The sequence below is a fragment of the Psychromonas sp. CNPT3 genome, from assembly GCF_000153405.2.
Taxonomy (GTDB): Bacteria; Pseudomonadota; Gammaproteobacteria; order Enterobacterales; family Psychromonadaceae; genus Psychromonas.
This window is the reverse complement of the sequence record NC_020802.1, coordinates 2,553,179-2,569,751: the sequence shown is the minus strand read 5'-3', so window position 1 is coordinate 2,569,751 and position 16,573 is coordinate 2,553,179. Positions and strand designations below refer to the sequence as shown.

Sequence of the window (16,573 nt, the reverse complement as noted above, 5' to 3'; positions counted from 1 at the left end):
TCCTTTATACAAACAAACCAAAGACACCCAAAATCATAGTTGAAAATAAGTGCATCAGGCTTAATTCATTTCAACCCTTCTATTTTGTTAATAGCAAGGAAGCCCCCTCATGACGGCAATTTAGGCGCGAAGGATCACCAGATACAATAATAAAACCCGGCTCATCCATGACATTGACTGAGTATTGAATGATGCGCATTGCCCTGCTGACTATCTGCTGTGCAATTTCCGTATTAAGTTGCATGATATATTCCAATATTTAATTTTTTAGCTTGAGAGCAAATAGAATTTTATGACTAGCACTTAGTCTATAATGTGATGAATTGGTACAACGATATTTATATCGTCGATAACAGTACTAGAAAAGCTTCTTATTTTATTCTTTAAAGAGTCACTATTATGCGCATAAAAATACAATACATGTTGTTATTATCTTTTTTTTCTGTGGGCGCTTGTGCAGGAGATATCCAAATACAAACAAAGGACAGCTTGATCCGTAATGATGTATTTGATGCGAAACGTGAGCGAATAGATGCCTACAGAGAAGCGCAAGCTCTGCAACAATTAGAAAGTCAGTCCTTACAGCTAGATATTTCAAATGTATGTATGTTGCTTCGACGGGAGGGCGTTATTTATTTTTGCGCTACAAATGGCCATTATTATAAACAAGTCATAGACAACAATAACAAGTATTATCAGCAACTTTCCCCCGTTAAAACACTTAAAATGGCAAAATAATGACGCCTATTTTTATATACTAAAGCAGGTGCGTATTTTTTATTTTCTTCTTTAAAGTAATATTTATGGTCATGCTACGGGTTATCCTAGTGACAGATAATACAATTACGGTATTATGGGTATAATATAAATACGATGAGAACGCGTTTTCGTTAAAATAAGATGAGAGCGTACTTTGGCAGTATGCCAGAGAATAAACTAATCAACTATGTTTCACTTTTCACTAAATTGGATGTTTTAATATGTTAGTACTTGGTCACCAAAATCCTGATTGCGATAGCTTATGTAGTGCTATGGGTCTTGCCGCCCTTTTTAATAAAATTGGTCGTCCTGCAACGCCTATTTTGCAAGGTGAGCCTAACCCAGAAGCATTATTTTTATTAGAGCGTGCGGGCCTTAAGCAACCTGAAATTCGTACCTCGGTCGCCGGTGAAGAGATTTTCATTGTTGATTATTCTGATTGGGGTCAAGGCACAAGCGACATGAAAAAAGCGACGTTACGTGGCATTGTGGATCATCATAAATTAGGTGATATAACAACGTCTGAACCAGTGGAATGTTGGATTTGGCCAGTAGGTTGTAGTGCAACAATCGTTTACAACATGTATAAATTTCATGATCAAACGCCTGAGCCTGCGATTGCTAAAATGATGATGGGTGCCATTATTTCTGATACCGTCAATTTTCAAGGCCCAACAACAACCGATATTGATAAAGTGGCTGCTAAAGCGCTTGCTAAAATAGCGGGTGTGGATGATATGCAAGCTTTTGCAACGGATCAATTCGAAGCTAAATCAGATATTAAAGCGGTTAGCGCTGCTGAGCTTATTTTACGTGACCAAAAAGTATTTGAAATGGCGGGCGAAAAATTAGCGATAGGGCAATTAGAGCTAACCTCTTTAACGGATGCATTACTTAAGAAAGATGAAATGTTAGTTGAAATGGGACAATTGCAAGCAGATAAAGGCTATCACTCTACCATTGTTCTATTAACCGATATTACTACATTAGATACAACGGCTTTGATCATCTCTAAAGATGCAGATAAAATCGCTAAGGCATTAAACAGTCATGTTGTAGACCATACGTTTGAATTGCCAGGTGTTGTGAGCCGTAAAAAGCAAATTATTCCATTTTTACAAAGTGCATTTGAAGGCTAATTTGTTTTCATTGCGTTAGATGAACGTGAGCATTACATTATGTATGGATTTTAATGTTTGTATGAGAGAAAAGGTGAACATCAAAGATGTTCGCCTTTTTTTATAGTGTCACTATTATTATTTTAGATTTTATTTTTTTGAGGTTTATATGCACATTCATATTCTTGGTATTTGTGGTACGTTTATGGGCGGTATTGCTATTATTGCCAAATCGTTAGGTCATAAAGTGACAGGCTCAGATAAAAATGTTTACCCCCCTATGAGTACGCAACTTGAAGAGCAGGGCATTGAGCTCATCCAAGGGTTTGATCCGAGTCAACTTGATTGTAAACCTGACATGGTGATCATTGGTAATGCAATGAGTCGAGGAAATCCTTGTGTTGAGGAAATTTTAGATAAACAGATGCCTTATATATCAGGCCCACAGTGGTTATTAGAAAATGTTTTAAAAGAGCGCTGGGTTTTGGCCGTCGCCGGTACGCATGGAAAAACGTCAACGGCAAGTATGCTGGCATGGATCTTAGAGTATGCCAATATGAAACCCGGCTTTTTAATTGGTGGTGTTCCTGAGAATTTTGGTTTATCCGCGCGCTTAGGCGAAACACCTTTTTTTGTTATTGAAGCTGATGAATATGATTGTGCCTTTTTTGATAAACGATCGAAGTTTGTTCATTATCATCCACGCACCCTTGTTTTAAATAATTTAGAATTTGATCATGCCGATATTTTTGAAAATTTAGACGCAATAAAAAAACAGTTTCATCATTTGATCCGCACAGTGCCAAGCAGTGGCCGTATCTTTTTTCCTAATCAAGATGAAGCATTGATGGCAGTTAAACATATGGGGTGCTGGAGTGAAGTTGAATATTTAGGTGAAAATTGGTCAATTAATAAAATACAAGAAGATGGATCGAAATTTGATGTATTGCTCAATGCTAAAATAGAGGGTCGAGTTGATTGGCCATTGATCGGTGATCATAATATTAATAATGCATTAGGCGCAATCGCTGCAGCTCGCCATGTAGGGGTTACACCTGAAATTTCAACCCAAGCTTTAGCGTCGTTTAAGAGCATCAAACGCCGTATGGAAGTCAAAGGAGTGGTAAATCATGTGACCGTTTATGATGACTTTGCACATCATCCTACCGCGATAAATACAACCTTATTAGGGTTACGCGCAAAAGTGGGGGAAGCAAGGATCATCGCAGTCGTAGAGCCCAGATCTAACACCATGAAATTAGGCATACAAAAAGAAGCGCTTGTTAATGCCCTGACGTCAGCCGATAAGATCTATTTCTATGAAAGTGCTGATATGCAATGGTCTATCGCAGACCTATTTATGGAGCAAGGAAAAAAGGTAGATATATCAACTGAGATTGATACATTAGCCGATAAATTAGCTGAGATAGCTCGCCCCGGAGATCATATATTGATCATGAGTAATGGTGGGTTTGGAAATTTACATCAGAAATTATTAGATAAGCTTTAGGATAAATTATGTTTTTAGAAAAAGTAACGCTCGCAGTAACCGGCGCATCAGGTAGTGGTTATTTCTTACATCTCTTAGACGTATTAGTTAAAAGTAATTGCCAAGTTTATTTACTTTTATCAGATGCTGCTCGCATTGTATTAAAAACTGAAGCTGACGAACAATGGCCAGAAGATATTGAAACGTTAAATACGTTTTTAGAAAAACGTTTTAACACAAAAGCAAAGCAGATTATTGTATTGGGGCGTCTGGATTGGTTTTCTGTGGTTGCATCGGGATCTTCTGCACCGAAAAAAATGGTTATTTGCCCTTGTAGTTGTGGCACCTTTGCATCTATCGCGCAGGGCTTATCGAAAACATTAATTGAGCGCGCTGCCGATGTTGTAATGAAAGAGCGTGGACAACTTATTATTATGCCAAGAGAAACGCCTTTTTCTACCTTACATTTACGTAATTTATTAACACTTTCCGAGTTAGGTGTGACGATCATGGCACTTGCCCCCGGTTTTTATCATCGTCCGCAGTCTATTGCTGAGTTGCATGAATTTATGGTCGCGCGTTTATTAGATCATCTACAGATTGCACATAGCAGTAAAAGATGGTGTGAGTGAGACTCTATAATTGAAGTTGCAGGTATTTGCTAACTTATTTAGCAAATACTTGCACCTTTTTATAAAATGTTAAAATTACATTGAGGAGCCCAATGATCGTATATTGAAATATAATCTAATAATCTAATAATCTAATAATCTAATAATCTAATAATCTAATAATCTAATAATCTAATAATCTAATAATCTAATAATCTAACAATTAGATCCGCTCAGGAAGCTACAACCCCTATTACGTTACGCTTATCACATATTCGTTTATCTCATCGCTATTACATACAACAAACATTCACTTTTACAAGACAATAAGTTGACCAATAACACACTATTAGAATACAGTGAATGCTATAATTAAGGTGCGTGGGTTAGCTTCGAACAATATTATTTTATTTTAGTAACATTTTTCTACTATTTGGTAACATTTTGCCACTATTTGGTAACATTTTACTGCTAAATAAGAAACTTTGTGCTGTAAAATACACAGAGGCACGATGCCACGCAGATTTTATTGTTTTTTATTAGTTTTATTGAGGATGTTCATGATTTTAGTTGAAGTTTTTACCGTACTCTTATTTATTTATCTTGGTGCCAGAATTGGAGGCATAGGTATTGGCCTTGCTGGTGGGGCTGGTGTGCTGGTACTTACCTTATTTCTAGGGGTAAAAGCGGGACATGTACCCGTTGATGTTATTTTAATCATAATGTCAGTGATCACGGCTATCGCCGCGATGCAAGTTGCGGGGGGGCTGGATTGGTTAGTCGATTTATCGGAAAAATTCTTACGTAAACATCCTAAACGAATTACTTTTTACGCACCTATTGTTACTTATATGATGACATTGCTTGCAGGGACGGGCCATACTGCCTTTTCTACATTACCTGTAATAGCTGAGGTTGCTAAAGAGCAAGGTATTCGCCCCTCTCGTCCATTGTCTATTTCTGTCGTTGCATCGCAAATTGCGATCACAGCATCGCCTATCTCTGCCGCATTGGTTTTTTTCTCTGGATTACTTGAGCCATTAGGAGTCGGTTACCTGACGTTACTTGCTATTTGTATTCCTTCTACATTTTTAGCTTGTATGATTGGCGCTTTTACCGCTAACTTTATCGGCTGTGAATTAAAAGATGATCCTGTTTATAAGGAACGCTTAGCAAAAGGATTGGTTAAGATGCAAGGTGTGACTAAGCGTGAAATATTACCAACAGCAAAACTTGCAACGGCTATTTTTGTCGCAGCGATTGTAGCGGTGATCATATATGCCACACTTATATCAGATGCATTACATATTATAGAAAATCCAACGCTAAAACGTAATGATGCCATTATGGTGTTTATGTTAACGGCAGCTGCCGCGATTGTTATTTTTACTAAGATAGACGCATCTAAAATATCTAATGTCTCTACCTTTAAGTCAGGAATGAGTGCCTGTATTTGTGTACTTGGCGTAGCTTGGTTAGGAGATACACTTGTATCTGCTCATATTACAGAAATTAAAGAGTTATCTGCAGGCGTATTAGAGCAATATCCTTGGATGCTTGCGATCACTTTGTTTTTTGCCTCTATGTTACTTTACTCGCAAGGCGCGACAACCGTTGCTTTAATGCCAGCAGCTTTAGCGATTGGTGTAGCGCCTTTAACTGCCATCGCATCTTTTGCCGCCGTGAGCGCTTTATTTGTGTTACCCACTTACCCAACACTGCTTGCTGCCGTGGAGATGGATGATACTGGCTCGACTCGAATTGGTAATTTAGTATTTAATCATCCCTTCGTGATACCTGGAGTCGTGACAATATGTAGTTCGGTAGCTATCGGTTTTGCGTTTGGAGGACTTATTCTTTAATTTAGGTTTATTTTAATTCTAATTTGTTAAATAAAGGCCAGTTACTAAATACGTAATTGGCTTTTTTTTGTTTAATTGTTTTAAAATAAGATTTAAAGTGAATTTAGACTTGCTTTTGGCTTATAAATTAAGCGCATTGTTCAAAAAGAAAACGAAAACAATTTACTTTGATAAATAGGTAATTAAACGCTTGCCAACGTGACTTAGATCTCTATAATGCGACTCCACAGACACAGCAAGTAACGCGAGTTACCGCGGTGTTTGGTGAGACAATGATTTGATTATTAACTTAAATTAAAACGTTGACAAATCTCACTGGTGACGTATTATACGCACCTGCCGAAAGGCACGCTCTTTAACAATTTAATCAAACAATCTGTGTGGGCACTAGATGATGATTTCAAAAAAGCCCTTACGATGATTTTGCATTGCAAATTCATTAAGAGGACAAAAAGAATCAATATCAGTGACACACGAATTAATTCATTAATTCAGAATAACAACAAGTACTTTTCACTAGTTGATTAGTTACTTAGTTTTAGTCAGTAATATTGAGTCGCATTGTTGGTAACAACATTGCAAATTAAACTTTAAATTGAAGAGTTTGATCATGGCTCAGATTGAACGCTGGCGGCAGGCTTAACACATGCAAGTCGAACGGTAACAGAGAGTAGCTTGCTACTTTGCTGACGAGTGGCGGACGGGTGAGTAATGCTTGGGAATATGCCTTAACGTGGGGGACAACAGTTGGAAACGACTGCTAATACCGCATAATGTCTACGGACCAAAGCAGGGGACCTTCGGGCCTTGCGCGTTTAGAGTAGCCCAAGTGGGATTAGCTAGTTGGTAAGGTAATGGCTTACCAAGGCGACGATCCCTAGCTGGTCTTAGAGGATGACCAGCCACACTGGAACTGAGACACGGTCCAGACTCCTACGGGAGGCAGCAGTGGGGAATATTGCACAATGGAGGAAACTCTGATGCAGCCATGCCGCGTGTGTGAAGAAGGCTTTCGGGTTGTAAAGCACTTTCAGCGAGGAGGAAAGGGTAGTAGTTAATAACTGCTATCTGTGACGTTACTCGCAGAAGAAGCACCGGCTAACTCCGTGCCAGCAGCCGCGGTAATACGGAGGGTGCGAGCGTTAATCGGAATTACTGGGCGTAAAGCGCGCGTAGGTGGTTAATTAAGTCAGATGTGAAAGCCCAGGGCTCAACCTTGGAACTGCATTTGAAACTGGTTGACTAGAGTTTTGTAGAGGGTGGTAGAATTTCAGGTGTAGCGGTGAAATGCGTAGAGATCTGAAGGAATACCAGTGGCGAAGGCGGCCACCTGGACAAAGACTGACACTGAGGCGCGAAGGCGTGGGGAGCAAACGGGATTAGATACCCCGGTAGTCCACGCAGTAAACGATGTCTATTAGAAGTTTGTGGCTATATGCCGTGGGTTTCAAAGCTAACGCATTAAATAGACCGCCTGGGGAGTACGGCCGCAAGGTTAAAACTCAAATGAATTGACGGGGGCCCGCACAAGCGGTGGAGCATGTGGTTTAATTCGATGCAACGCGAAGAACCTTACCATCCCTTGACATCCAGAGAATCACCTAGAGATAGATGAGTGCCTTCGGGAACTCTGAGACAGGTGCTGCATGGCTGTCGTCAGCTCGTGTTGTGAAATGTTGGGTTAAGTCCCGCAACGAGCGCAACCCTTATCCTTACTTGCCAGCGGGTTATGCCGGGAACTTTAGGGAGACTGCCGGTGATAAACCGGAGGAAGGTGGGGACGACGTCAAGTCATCATGGCCCTTACGGGATGGGCTACACACGTGCTACAATGGCAGATACAAAGGGTTGCTAACCTGCGAGGGTATGCGAATCTCATAAAGTCTGTCGTAGTCCGGATCGGAGTCTGCAACTCGACTCCGTGAAGTTGGAATCGCTAGTAATCGTGGATCAGAATGCCACGGTGAATACGTTCCCGGGCCTTGTACACACCGCCCGTCACACCATGGGAGTGGGCTGCACCAGAAGTCATTAGCTTAACCTTTCGGGGATGGCGATGACCACGGTGTGGTTCATGACTGGGGTGAAGTCGTAACAAGGTAGCCCTAGGGGAACCTGGGGCTGGATCACCTCCTTATACGAAAGAAACACGTTTAGTGTCCACACAGATTGTTTGATTAGAATGATAAAGCGCACAAAGTTCTTGGTCCCCATCGTCTAGAGGCCTAGGACACCGCCCTTTCACGGCGGTAACAGGGGTTCAAATCCCCTTGGGGATACCAAAATCTAGGCATTAAAAAACCAGAGAATCACTTGATAACTGTTTAATTTGAAACAATTATCAAGTGTTTTTTTAACACTGCTCTTTAACAATTAGGAAAGCTGATAAAGTTCTTATTTATCGCACAATAACAATGAATAACTTAGGTTATTTGATTGGTGTGATAGATATAAACGAAATTGTTCTCAGTAATTAGTATTTATATTAATTACTGTAATCAAGCAAAAATAAAAACAGCTGTAATTCACGTAAGTGAAGTGCAGTTTGTACGTATCTACTCAGTTATTTATAACTGATAGGTGCACGAAAAACGAATGTGTTTTTCATAGTAAAATATGAGGATCGCAAGCGTCTTGGAAACGACATATAAGATCTAGAAGTATTTTTAGGTATTGTATGGTTAAGTGAATAAGCGTGCACGGTGGATGCCTAGGCAATTAGAGGCGATGAAGGACGTGGTAATCTGCGATAAGTCCAGGGGAGTTGATAACAAGCGTTATATCCTGGAATTTCCGAATGGGGCAACCCGGCACTTAGTGTCATCGTTAAGTGAATACATAGCTTAACGAAGCGAACGAGGGGAACTGAAACATCTAAGTACCCTTAGGAAAAGAAATCAACCGAGATTCCGATAGTAGCGGCGAGCGAAATTGGAACAGCCCTTAAGCTGTTTAGAAGTTAGTAGAATGCTCTGGAAAGTGCAACGATACAGGGTGATAGTCCCGTATATGACAACTTCTTTATAGTGAAAACGAGTAGGTCGGGACACGAGAAATCCTGACTGAATATGGGGGGACCATCCTCCAAGGCTAAATACTCCTAATTGACCGATAGTGAACCAGTACCGTGAGGGAAAGGCGAAAAGAACCCCTGTGAGGGGAGTGAAATAGAACCTGAAACCGTGTACGTACAAGCAGTAGGAGCCGACTTAGTTCGGTGACTGCGTACCTTTTGTATAATGGGTCAACGACTTAATTTCAGTAGCAAGGTTAACCGTTTAGGGGAGCCGTAGGGAAACCGAGTCTTAACTGGGCGAATAGTTGCTGGGATTAGACCCGAAACTTGGTGATCTAGCCATGAGCAGGTTGAAGGTTGAGTAACATCAACTGGAGGACCGAACCCACTAATGTTGAAAAATTAGGGGATGACTTGTGGCTGGGGGTGAAAGGCCAATCAAACCAAGAGATAGCTGGTTCTCCTCGAAAGCTATTTAGGTAGCGCCTCATGTATCACTGTTGGGGGTAGAGCACTGTTTAGGCTAGGGGGTCATCCCGACTTACCAACCCTATGCAAACTCCGAATACCAACAAGTGCAATCATGGGAGACACACGGCGGGTGCTAACGTCCGTCGTGGAAAGGGAAACAACCCAGACCGCCAGCTAAGGTCCCAAAGTATATGTTAAGTGGGAAACGATGTGGAAAGGCTTAGACAGCTAGGAAGTTGGCTTAGAAGCAGCCATCTTTTAAAGAAAGCGTAATAGCTCACTAGTCGAGTCGGTCTGCGCGGAAGATTTAACGGGGCTAAACATATCACCGAAGCTGCGGATGCATAATTTATTATGCATGGTAGAGGAGCGTTCTGTAAGCCGTCGAAGGGAAAGGTGTAAACCATCCTGGAGGTATCAGAAGTGCGAATGTTGACATGAGTAACGATAAGGGGGGTGAAAAACCCCCCCGCCGGAAGACCAAGGGTTCCTGTCCAACGTTAATCGGGGCAGGGTGAGTCGACCCCTAAGGCGAGGCCGAAAGGCGTAGTCGATGGGAAACGGGTTAATATTCCCGTACCCTTTATTATTGCGATGGGAGGACGGAGAAGGCTAGGTGGGCCTGGCGATGGTTGTCCAGGTTCAAGTATGTAGGCGGGAGACTTAGGTAAATCCGGGTTTCTACTAACGCTGAGATACGATGTCGAGTCACTACGGTGATGAAGTCATTGATGCCATGCTTCCAGGAAAAGTCTCTAAGCTTCAGATAATAAAGGATCGTACCCCAAACCGACACAGGTGGTCAGGTAGAGAATACCAAGGCGCTTGAGAGAACTCGGGTGAAGGAACTAGGCAAAATGGTACCGTAACTTCGGGAGAAGGTACGCCTACGACGGTGAAGTCCCTTGCGGATGGAGCTGTTGTAGGCCGAAGATACCAGATGGCTGCAACTGTTTATTAAAAACACAGCACTCTGCTAAATCGTAAGATGACGTATAGGGTGTGACGCCTGCCCGGTGCTGGAAGGTTAATTGATGGGGTTAGCGCTTGCGCGAAGCTCTTGATCGAAGCCCCAGTAAACGGCGGCCGTAACTATAACGGTCCTAAGGTAGCGAAATTCCTTGTCGGGTAAGTTCCGACCTGCACGAATGGCGTAATGATGGCCATGCTGTCTCCACCCGAGACTCAGTGAAGTTGAAATCGCAGTGAAGATGCTGTGTACCCGCGGCTAGACGGAAAGACCCCGTGAACCTTTACTACAGCTTAGCAGTGAACTTAGAGCCTACATGTGTAGGATAGGTGGGAGGCAATGAAACCAGGTCGCTAGATTTGGTGGAGTCAACCTTGAAATACCACCCTTGTATGTTTTGAGTTCTAACCATGGCCCCTGAATCGGGGTTTGGGACACTGTTTGGTGGGTAGTTTGACTGGGGCGGTCTCCTCCTAAAGAGTAACGGAGGAGTACGAAGGTTGGCTAATCACGGTCGGACATCGTGAGGTTAGTACAATGGTATAAGCCAGCTTAACTGCGAGACAGACACGTCGAGCAGGTACGAAAGTAGGTCATAGTGATCCGGTGGTTCTGAATGGAAGGGCCATCGCTCAACGGATAAAAGGTACTCCGGGGATAACAGGCTGATACCGCCCAAGAGTTCATATCGACGGCGGTGTTTGGCACCTCGATGTCGGCTCATCACATCCTGGGGCTGAAGTCGGTCCCAAGGGTATGGCTGTTCGCCATTTAAAGTGGTACGCGAGCTGGGTTTAGAACGTCGTGAGACAGTTCGGTCCCTATCTGCCGTGGGCGTTTGAGAATTGAGAGGAGCAGCTCCTAGTACGAGAGGACCGGAGTGGACGAACCGCTGGTGTTCGGGTTGTCATGCCAATGGCATTGCCCGGTAGCTACGTTCGGAATCGATAACCGCTGAAAGCATCTAAGCGGGAAGCGAGCCTCGAGATGAGTTCTCACTGGAGCTTTAAGCTCCCTAAAGGGCCGTTGGAGACTACAACGTTGATAGGCAAGGTGTGTAAGTACAGTAATGTATTGAGCTAACTTGTACTAATTACCCGTGAGGCTTAACCATACAATTCCTAAAAGTATTGTATTGAGTAACCAAGAGATGATTGTAATCAATCAAATACGTTTGCGAAGACATATTTTACGAAACAAATTGCAAGATTAAGAAACAATCCAGCTTTTCTAATTAAGATTTTTAGCTTGGCGATAATAGCGCTGTGGCACCACCTGATCCCATGCCGAACTCAGAAGTGAAACGCAGTTGCGCCGATGGTAGTGTGGGGTCTCCCCATGTGAGAGTAGGTCATCGCCAAGCGCCTAATTAACGATAAACCCCAGTCCTTCTACGAAGGGCTGGGGTTTTTTCGTTAAAGGCTTGGCAATGACCTACTCGAACATGGGATATAAAAAACGCAACGCAGTTGCTTTCATAACATGTGATAGTAGGGCGAGTTTGCCGACAGGCAAGTGTACGAGCGGGTGAGCACTGCGAACCCTGACCGTCGCCAAGCGCCTCTTTTTATAAAAGACAAGAATAACCCAGTCGGTTTTTTCTGACTGGGTTTTTTATTGCCTGTGATTTATGACTTACTCTCACATGGAACATAAACAGCCTGCCGTAGGCAGAAGCATATTGTGTGATAGTAGGGCGAGTATCGCGACAGCGATGTATACGAGCGGATGAGCTTTGCGAATCCCGACCGTCGCCAAGCGCCTCTTTTTATAAAAGACAAGAATAACCCAGTCGGTTTTTTCTGACTGGGTTTTTTATTGCCTGCGATTTATGACTTACTCTCACATGGGAAATAAACAGCCTACCGAAGGTAGATACATATTGTGTGATAGTAGGGCGAGTTTGCCGGCAGGCAAGTGTACGAGCGGAGGAACTCTGCGACTCCCGACCGTCGCCAAGCGCTCTATTAATAAAAGAATTGCGAATAATCCCTGTTGACTGATGTCAACAGGGATTTTTTCGTTATTAGCTTGGCTAGATGACCACTCTCACATGGGAAATAAACAGCGCAACGAAGTTGCTTTCATAACATGTGATAGTAGGGCGAGTTTGCCGACAGGCAAGTATACGAGCGGGTGAGCTCTGCGAGCCCTGACCGTCGCCAAGCGCCTCTCTTTATAAAAGACAAGAATAACCCAGTCGGTTTTTTCTGACTGGGTTTTTTATTGCCTACGATTTATGACTTACTCTCGAGTAGGGCGAGTATCGCGACAGCGATGTATACGAGCGGAGGAGCTCTGCGACTCCCGACCGTCGCCAAAGCGCCTCTTTTTTAAAACTATTACTATTTTCAAACCGTTTTTTCGTTATTAGCTTGGCTAGATGACCACTCTCACATGGGAAATAAACAGCGCGGCGTAGGCAGAAGCATATTATGTGATTTTAGGGGCGAGTTTGCCGACAGGCAAGTTTACGAGCGGGTGAGCTCTGCGAATCCTGGAGGGTATTGCCGACAGGCAAGTATACGAGCGGGTGAGATCGTTGAACCCTGGCCGTCGCCCAAGCGCCTCTTTTTTAAAACCATTCACTATTTTCAAACCGTTTTTTCGTTATTAGCTTGGCTAGATGACCACTCTCACATGGGAAATAAACAGCGCAACAAAGTTGCTTTCCTAATATGTGATTCTAGGGGCGAGTTTTCCGGCAGGCAATTTTCTTGATCGGACTAAGCTCTGTGTGTCCTGGAGGGTATTGCCGACAGGCAAGTTTTCACGAGCGGGTGAGCACTGCGAACCCTGACCGTCGCCAAAGCGCCTCTTTTTTTAAACCCATCACTATATAAAACAGATTTTTTCGTTAAAGGCTTGGCAATGACCTACTCGAACATGGAACAGAAAGATCCTGCAGAAGGCAGATACATATTATGTGATAGTAGGGAGAGTTTGTCGTCAGTGCCTTTTTTATAAACACGTCACTATTTCAAAGCCTTTTTTCGTTATTAGCTTAGTTATATAGTATTTTTATATTGCGATGTATCGAAGAAGGGATCCTTGTTGATGTGTATTTGACTAATAATTACCTCTTATTTGGTGTGGGTGTTTCTTTAAAGTGGCGAACTATTAATGTTAAACGGGACATTGATGTGTCGTAGTTCTTTTTTTATAAGGGGCAGAGGCAATATCTTTTTTACGCTATTAATTTTGATACGTATTTTAACCCTTAATTTTAAAATTATAAAAGAAGTACTAAATAAGTGTGAATGTTAAATATTTTGATTTGTTAGTTTTGGTTTTTATTATTTATCTTTTTTTCATTTAAGCGTTGTTGAATAGTGGTACAATCGCCCGTTAATTAAGTAAATAGGTATTATATGAACCATTCCATTGCAACAATGATTTCTGAAGAAGAAATAGCGAAACGAGTCAAAGAACTTGCGCTACAAATAGACGAACATTATAAAGACAGTGATTCACTTATTTTAGTGGGTTTATTGAGAGGTTCGGTTATTTTCTTATCAGATCTTGCGAGAGCGTTAACTATCCCAGTTAAGCTCGATTTTATGGCAACCTCAAGTTACGGTAGTAGCACTGTTGCTGGTGAAGTTAAAATTCTTAAAGAATTAGATGAAGAAATTCGCGATAAAGATGTTCTCATTGTGGAAGATATTATTGATACGGGTAATACATTAGAAAAAATAAAAGAAATGTTATTATTACGTGATCCTAAATCTGTAACTATCTGCGCATTACTTAATAAGCCTTCTCGTCGAGAAGTTGATGTAAAAATTGATTGGCAAGGATTTTCAATCGAAGATAAATTTGTTGTTGGTTATGGCATGGATTTTAATCAACTATATCGTAACCTACCTTATATTGGAATGGTTACGTTTAACGACTAATATAGGTAAACCGTATGTATGCTATTGATCTTAACAATATAAAAAAAGTATACAAAGGAGGCGTTGAAGCATTAAAAGGACTTTCTTTACAAGTTGAAGAGGGCGACTTTTATGCTTTACTTGGGCCTAATGGCGCAGGCAAGTCAACGACCATTGGTATTATAGCTTCCCTTGTGAATAAAAGCTCAGGGACGGTGAGTGTCTTTGGTTATGACTTGGATAGTCAACTTGAATTAGCTAAAAGCCAAATAGGCTTAGTGCCTCAAGAGTTTAATTTTAATCCATTTGAGCCACCTATTCAGATCCTTGTTAATCAAGCGGGATACTACGGTATTAAACGCAAAGAAGCGTTGCTTCGTGCGCAAAAATATTTGAAACAATTAGGTTTGTGGGACAAGAGAAACCAACCTGCACGTGAATTGTCAGGTGGGATGAAACGACGCTTAATGATTGCTCGTGCATTAATGCATGAGCCTCGTTTATTAATATTAGATGAGCCAACCGCAGGCGTTGATATTGAAGTTCGGCGTACGATGTGGGCGTTTTTACAAGAGCTCAATAGTAACGGCGTGACGATCATCTTGACCACGCATTATCTGGAAGAAGCTGAAATGCTATGCCGTAATATTGGTATTATTGATAATGGTCATTTAGTTGAAAACACGAGTATGAAAGCTTTATTGTCTCGTTTAGATAGTGAGACATTTATTTTAGATGTTGATCCTCCCTTATATTTGCCAAGTAGTGAGCGCTTTAAAATCACCCAATTAGATGAGATCACATTAGAGCTCGAATTATCCAAAGATCTTTCTTTGAATAAAGTCTTTGAAGAGCTCACCGCTCAAGGCATACGCGTCAATAGTTTAAGAAACAAATCGAATCGTTTAGAAGAATTATTCATAGAGCTTTTGAAAAAGGAGAAAGTGAATGTTTAAATGCTCCTATCGTATTGCATTACAAAGTATCTTGCGTAAAGAGATCAATCGTTTTTTACGTATTTGGTTACAAACGTTAGTTCCCCCCGTTATAACGGTTAGCCTTTATTTTGTCATTTTTGGTAATTTAATTGGCGCACGAATAGGCTCGATGGGGGGAGTTGATTATATGTCCTTTATTGTGCCGGGTTTGATCATGATGTCGGTGATCACCAATTCATATTCCAACGTTGCTTCGTCCTTTTTTAGTGCTAAATTTCAAAATAATATTGAAGAGTTATTAGTTGCCCCCGTGCCTAATTATATTATTATTTGGGGATACGTTGGTGGAGGCATGATCCGTGGTTTGATGGTAGGTGGATTAGTCACATGTATTTCATTGTTATTTGTTGATCTGCATATTTTTGATATTTGGGTATTACTTTTGAGTGTACTTTGTACCTCCATGTTATTTTCATTGGCGGGGCTTTTAAATGCCTTATTTGCTAAAACGTTTGATGATATTAGTATTATTCCTTCTTTTGTATTAACACCACTTACTTATTTAGGCGGTGTTTTTTATTCCATCAGCTTATTACCGCCTTTTTGGAAAGTCGTTTCACATTTTAATCCTGTTTTTTATATGATCAATGCATTTCGATATGGATTTTTAGGCATTGCAGATGTAAATGTGGCGCTATCATTTGGCATTATTTTTGTTTTTATTGGCATTCTTTATACGATTGTCAGTGTGTTGTTGAAAAAAGGAGTGGGTATACGCTCATGAAGGAACTCGGTAATTCAAGGATCATTACATCTAACCAAGAAGGTTTGCATGAGCAATTAGATGAAGTGGTATTAAAGCATTTACAGCATGCTTTTAAAAAGCCTTATCAGCAACATACATTAGAAGCATTTAAAGCGTGTGAAAAATGGGTTGAGCAACAAGGTAAGCCCATTATATTTGACTCTTGTTGTGGTGTCGGCGAAAGCACCCATCATCTGGCGCTCAAACATCCAGAAGCTATCGTATTAGGTTTAGATAAATCAGCAGATAGACTTTCGAAGCATGGTTTAGAAGTTGCGGATAACTACCGGTTATTACAAGTAAACTTAAATGATTTTTGGCGTTTAGCGGTAGAAGCAAATTGGCATTTATCTCACCATTATTTACTTTATCCTAATCCATGGCCTAAAGCGAAACACTTACAGAGACGTTGGCATGGTAGCGCCGTTTTTCCCGCTATTTTAGCTTTGGGTGGAGAATTAGAATTACGCAGTAATTGGTTCACTTATATTAAAGAGTTTGCGCGCGCGTTAGAGCTTGCGGGGCAATCATCAGAAATACAAGAGTATCATGCGGCTCAAGCCATCACGCCGTTTGAGCGTAAGTATTGGGCAAGTGGGCAGGCTTCATTACAGTTAAAGGCAAGTTTGAAGTAAGTTATGTTTTATGGTTTTTTA

Annotated in this window: 10 protein-coding genes, 1 tRNA gene and 3 rRNA genes; 13 read left to right on the top strand and 1 reads right to left on the bottom strand. The window is 41.4% G+C overall.

Going from position 1 to position 16,573, the window contains the following annotated elements:
* Window positions 1-79 precede the first annotated feature (79 nt).
* Window positions 80-244 (bottom strand): sugar diacid recognition domain-containing protein, encoded by a 165-nt coding sequence (locus tag PCNPT3_RS14020; protein ID WP_015466000.1) that lies wholly within the window; start codon window positions 242-244, stop codon window positions 80-82.
* A gap of 155 nt (window positions 245-399) precedes the next feature.
* On the opposite strand from PCNPT3_RS14020, the gene PCNPT3_RS11310 reads away from it, so the two are divergent.
* The 13 genes from PCNPT3_RS11310 to trmB all read left to right on the top strand — a co-directional run bounded on the left by PCNPT3_RS11310 (window position 400) and on the right by trmB (window position 16,552).
* Entirely contained in the window at window positions 400-738 is a 339-nt protein-coding gene (locus tag PCNPT3_RS11310) for a hypothetical protein (RefSeq protein WP_015465999.1), read from the top strand.
* A 242-nt stretch (window positions 739-980) separates the two neighbouring features.
* The gene (locus PCNPT3_RS11305; protein ID WP_015465998.1) at window positions 981-1,898 is read left to right on the top strand and encodes a manganese-dependent inorganic pyrophosphatase; all 918 of its coding nucleotides are present in this window, start codon (window positions 981-983) and stop codon (window positions 1,896-1,898) included.
* Window positions 1,899-2,046: 148 nt separating this feature from the next.
* Window positions 2,047-3,387, top strand: coding sequence for a UDP-N-acetylmuramate:L-alanyl-gamma-D-glutamyl-meso-diaminopimelate ligase (mpl, locus tag PCNPT3_RS11300; RefSeq protein ID WP_015465997.1), 1,341 nt, complete (start codon window positions 2,047-2,049; stop codon window positions 3,385-3,387).
* 8 nt (window positions 3,388-3,395) lie between these two features.
* Window positions 3,396-3,998, top strand: coding sequence for a flavin prenyltransferase UbiX (locus PCNPT3_RS11295; RefSeq protein ID WP_015465996.1), 603 nt, complete (start codon window positions 3,396-3,398; stop codon window positions 3,996-3,998).
* A gap of 539 nt (window positions 3,999-4,537) precedes the next feature.
* Complete coding sequence (locus PCNPT3_RS11290) at window positions 4,538-5,839, top strand: anaerobic C4-dicarboxylate transporter (RefSeq protein WP_015465995.1); 1,302 nt, start codon at window positions 4,538-4,540, stop codon at window positions 5,837-5,839.
* 592 nt (window positions 5,840-6,431) lie between these two features.
* Window positions 6,432-7,976: ribosomal RNA gene (locus tag PCNPT3_RS11285) — 16S ribosomal RNA — on the top strand.
* A gap of 69 nt (window positions 7,977-8,045) precedes the next feature.
* A tRNA-Glu gene (locus PCNPT3_RS11280) sits at window positions 8,046-8,121 on the top strand.
* A gap of 397 nt (window positions 8,122-8,518) precedes the next feature.
* Window positions 8,519-11,410 (top strand): 23S ribosomal RNA (locus tag PCNPT3_RS11275).
* Window positions 11,411-11,543: 133 nt separating this feature from the next.
* Window positions 11,544-11,659 (top strand): 5S ribosomal RNA (rrf, locus tag PCNPT3_RS11270).
* Together the 16S, 23S and 5S rRNA genes with 1 tRNA gene alongside form the textbook arrangement of a ribosomal RNA operon.
* A gap of 2,008 nt (window positions 11,660-13,667) precedes the next feature.
* On the top strand, window positions 13,668-14,195 hold the full coding sequence (gene hpt, locus PCNPT3_RS11265; protein ID WP_015465994.1) for a hypoxanthine phosphoribosyltransferase: 528 nt from the start codon (window positions 13,668-13,670) through the stop codon (window positions 14,193-14,195).
* Between the two features lie 14 nt (window positions 14,196-14,209).
* A complete protein-coding gene (locus tag PCNPT3_RS11260; RefSeq protein WP_015465993.1) occupies window positions 14,210-15,130 on the top strand; it encodes an ABC transporter ATP-binding protein in 921 nt (306 codons plus the stop codon).
* A complete protein-coding gene (locus PCNPT3_RS11255; RefSeq protein ID WP_015465992.1) occupies window positions 15,123-15,896 on the top strand; it encodes an ABC transporter permease in 774 nt (257 codons plus the stop codon). Before PCNPT3_RS11260 ends, PCNPT3_RS11255 begins: the two co-directional genes overlap by 8 nt.
* Complete coding sequence (gene trmB, locus PCNPT3_RS11250) at window positions 15,893-16,552, top strand: tRNA (guanine(46)-N(7))-methyltransferase TrmB (RefSeq protein ID WP_015465991.1); 660 nt, start codon at window positions 15,893-15,895, stop codon at window positions 16,550-16,552. Before PCNPT3_RS11255 ends, trmB begins: the two co-directional genes overlap by 4 nt.
* The last annotated feature ends 21 nt before the right edge of the window (window positions 16,553-16,573 follow it).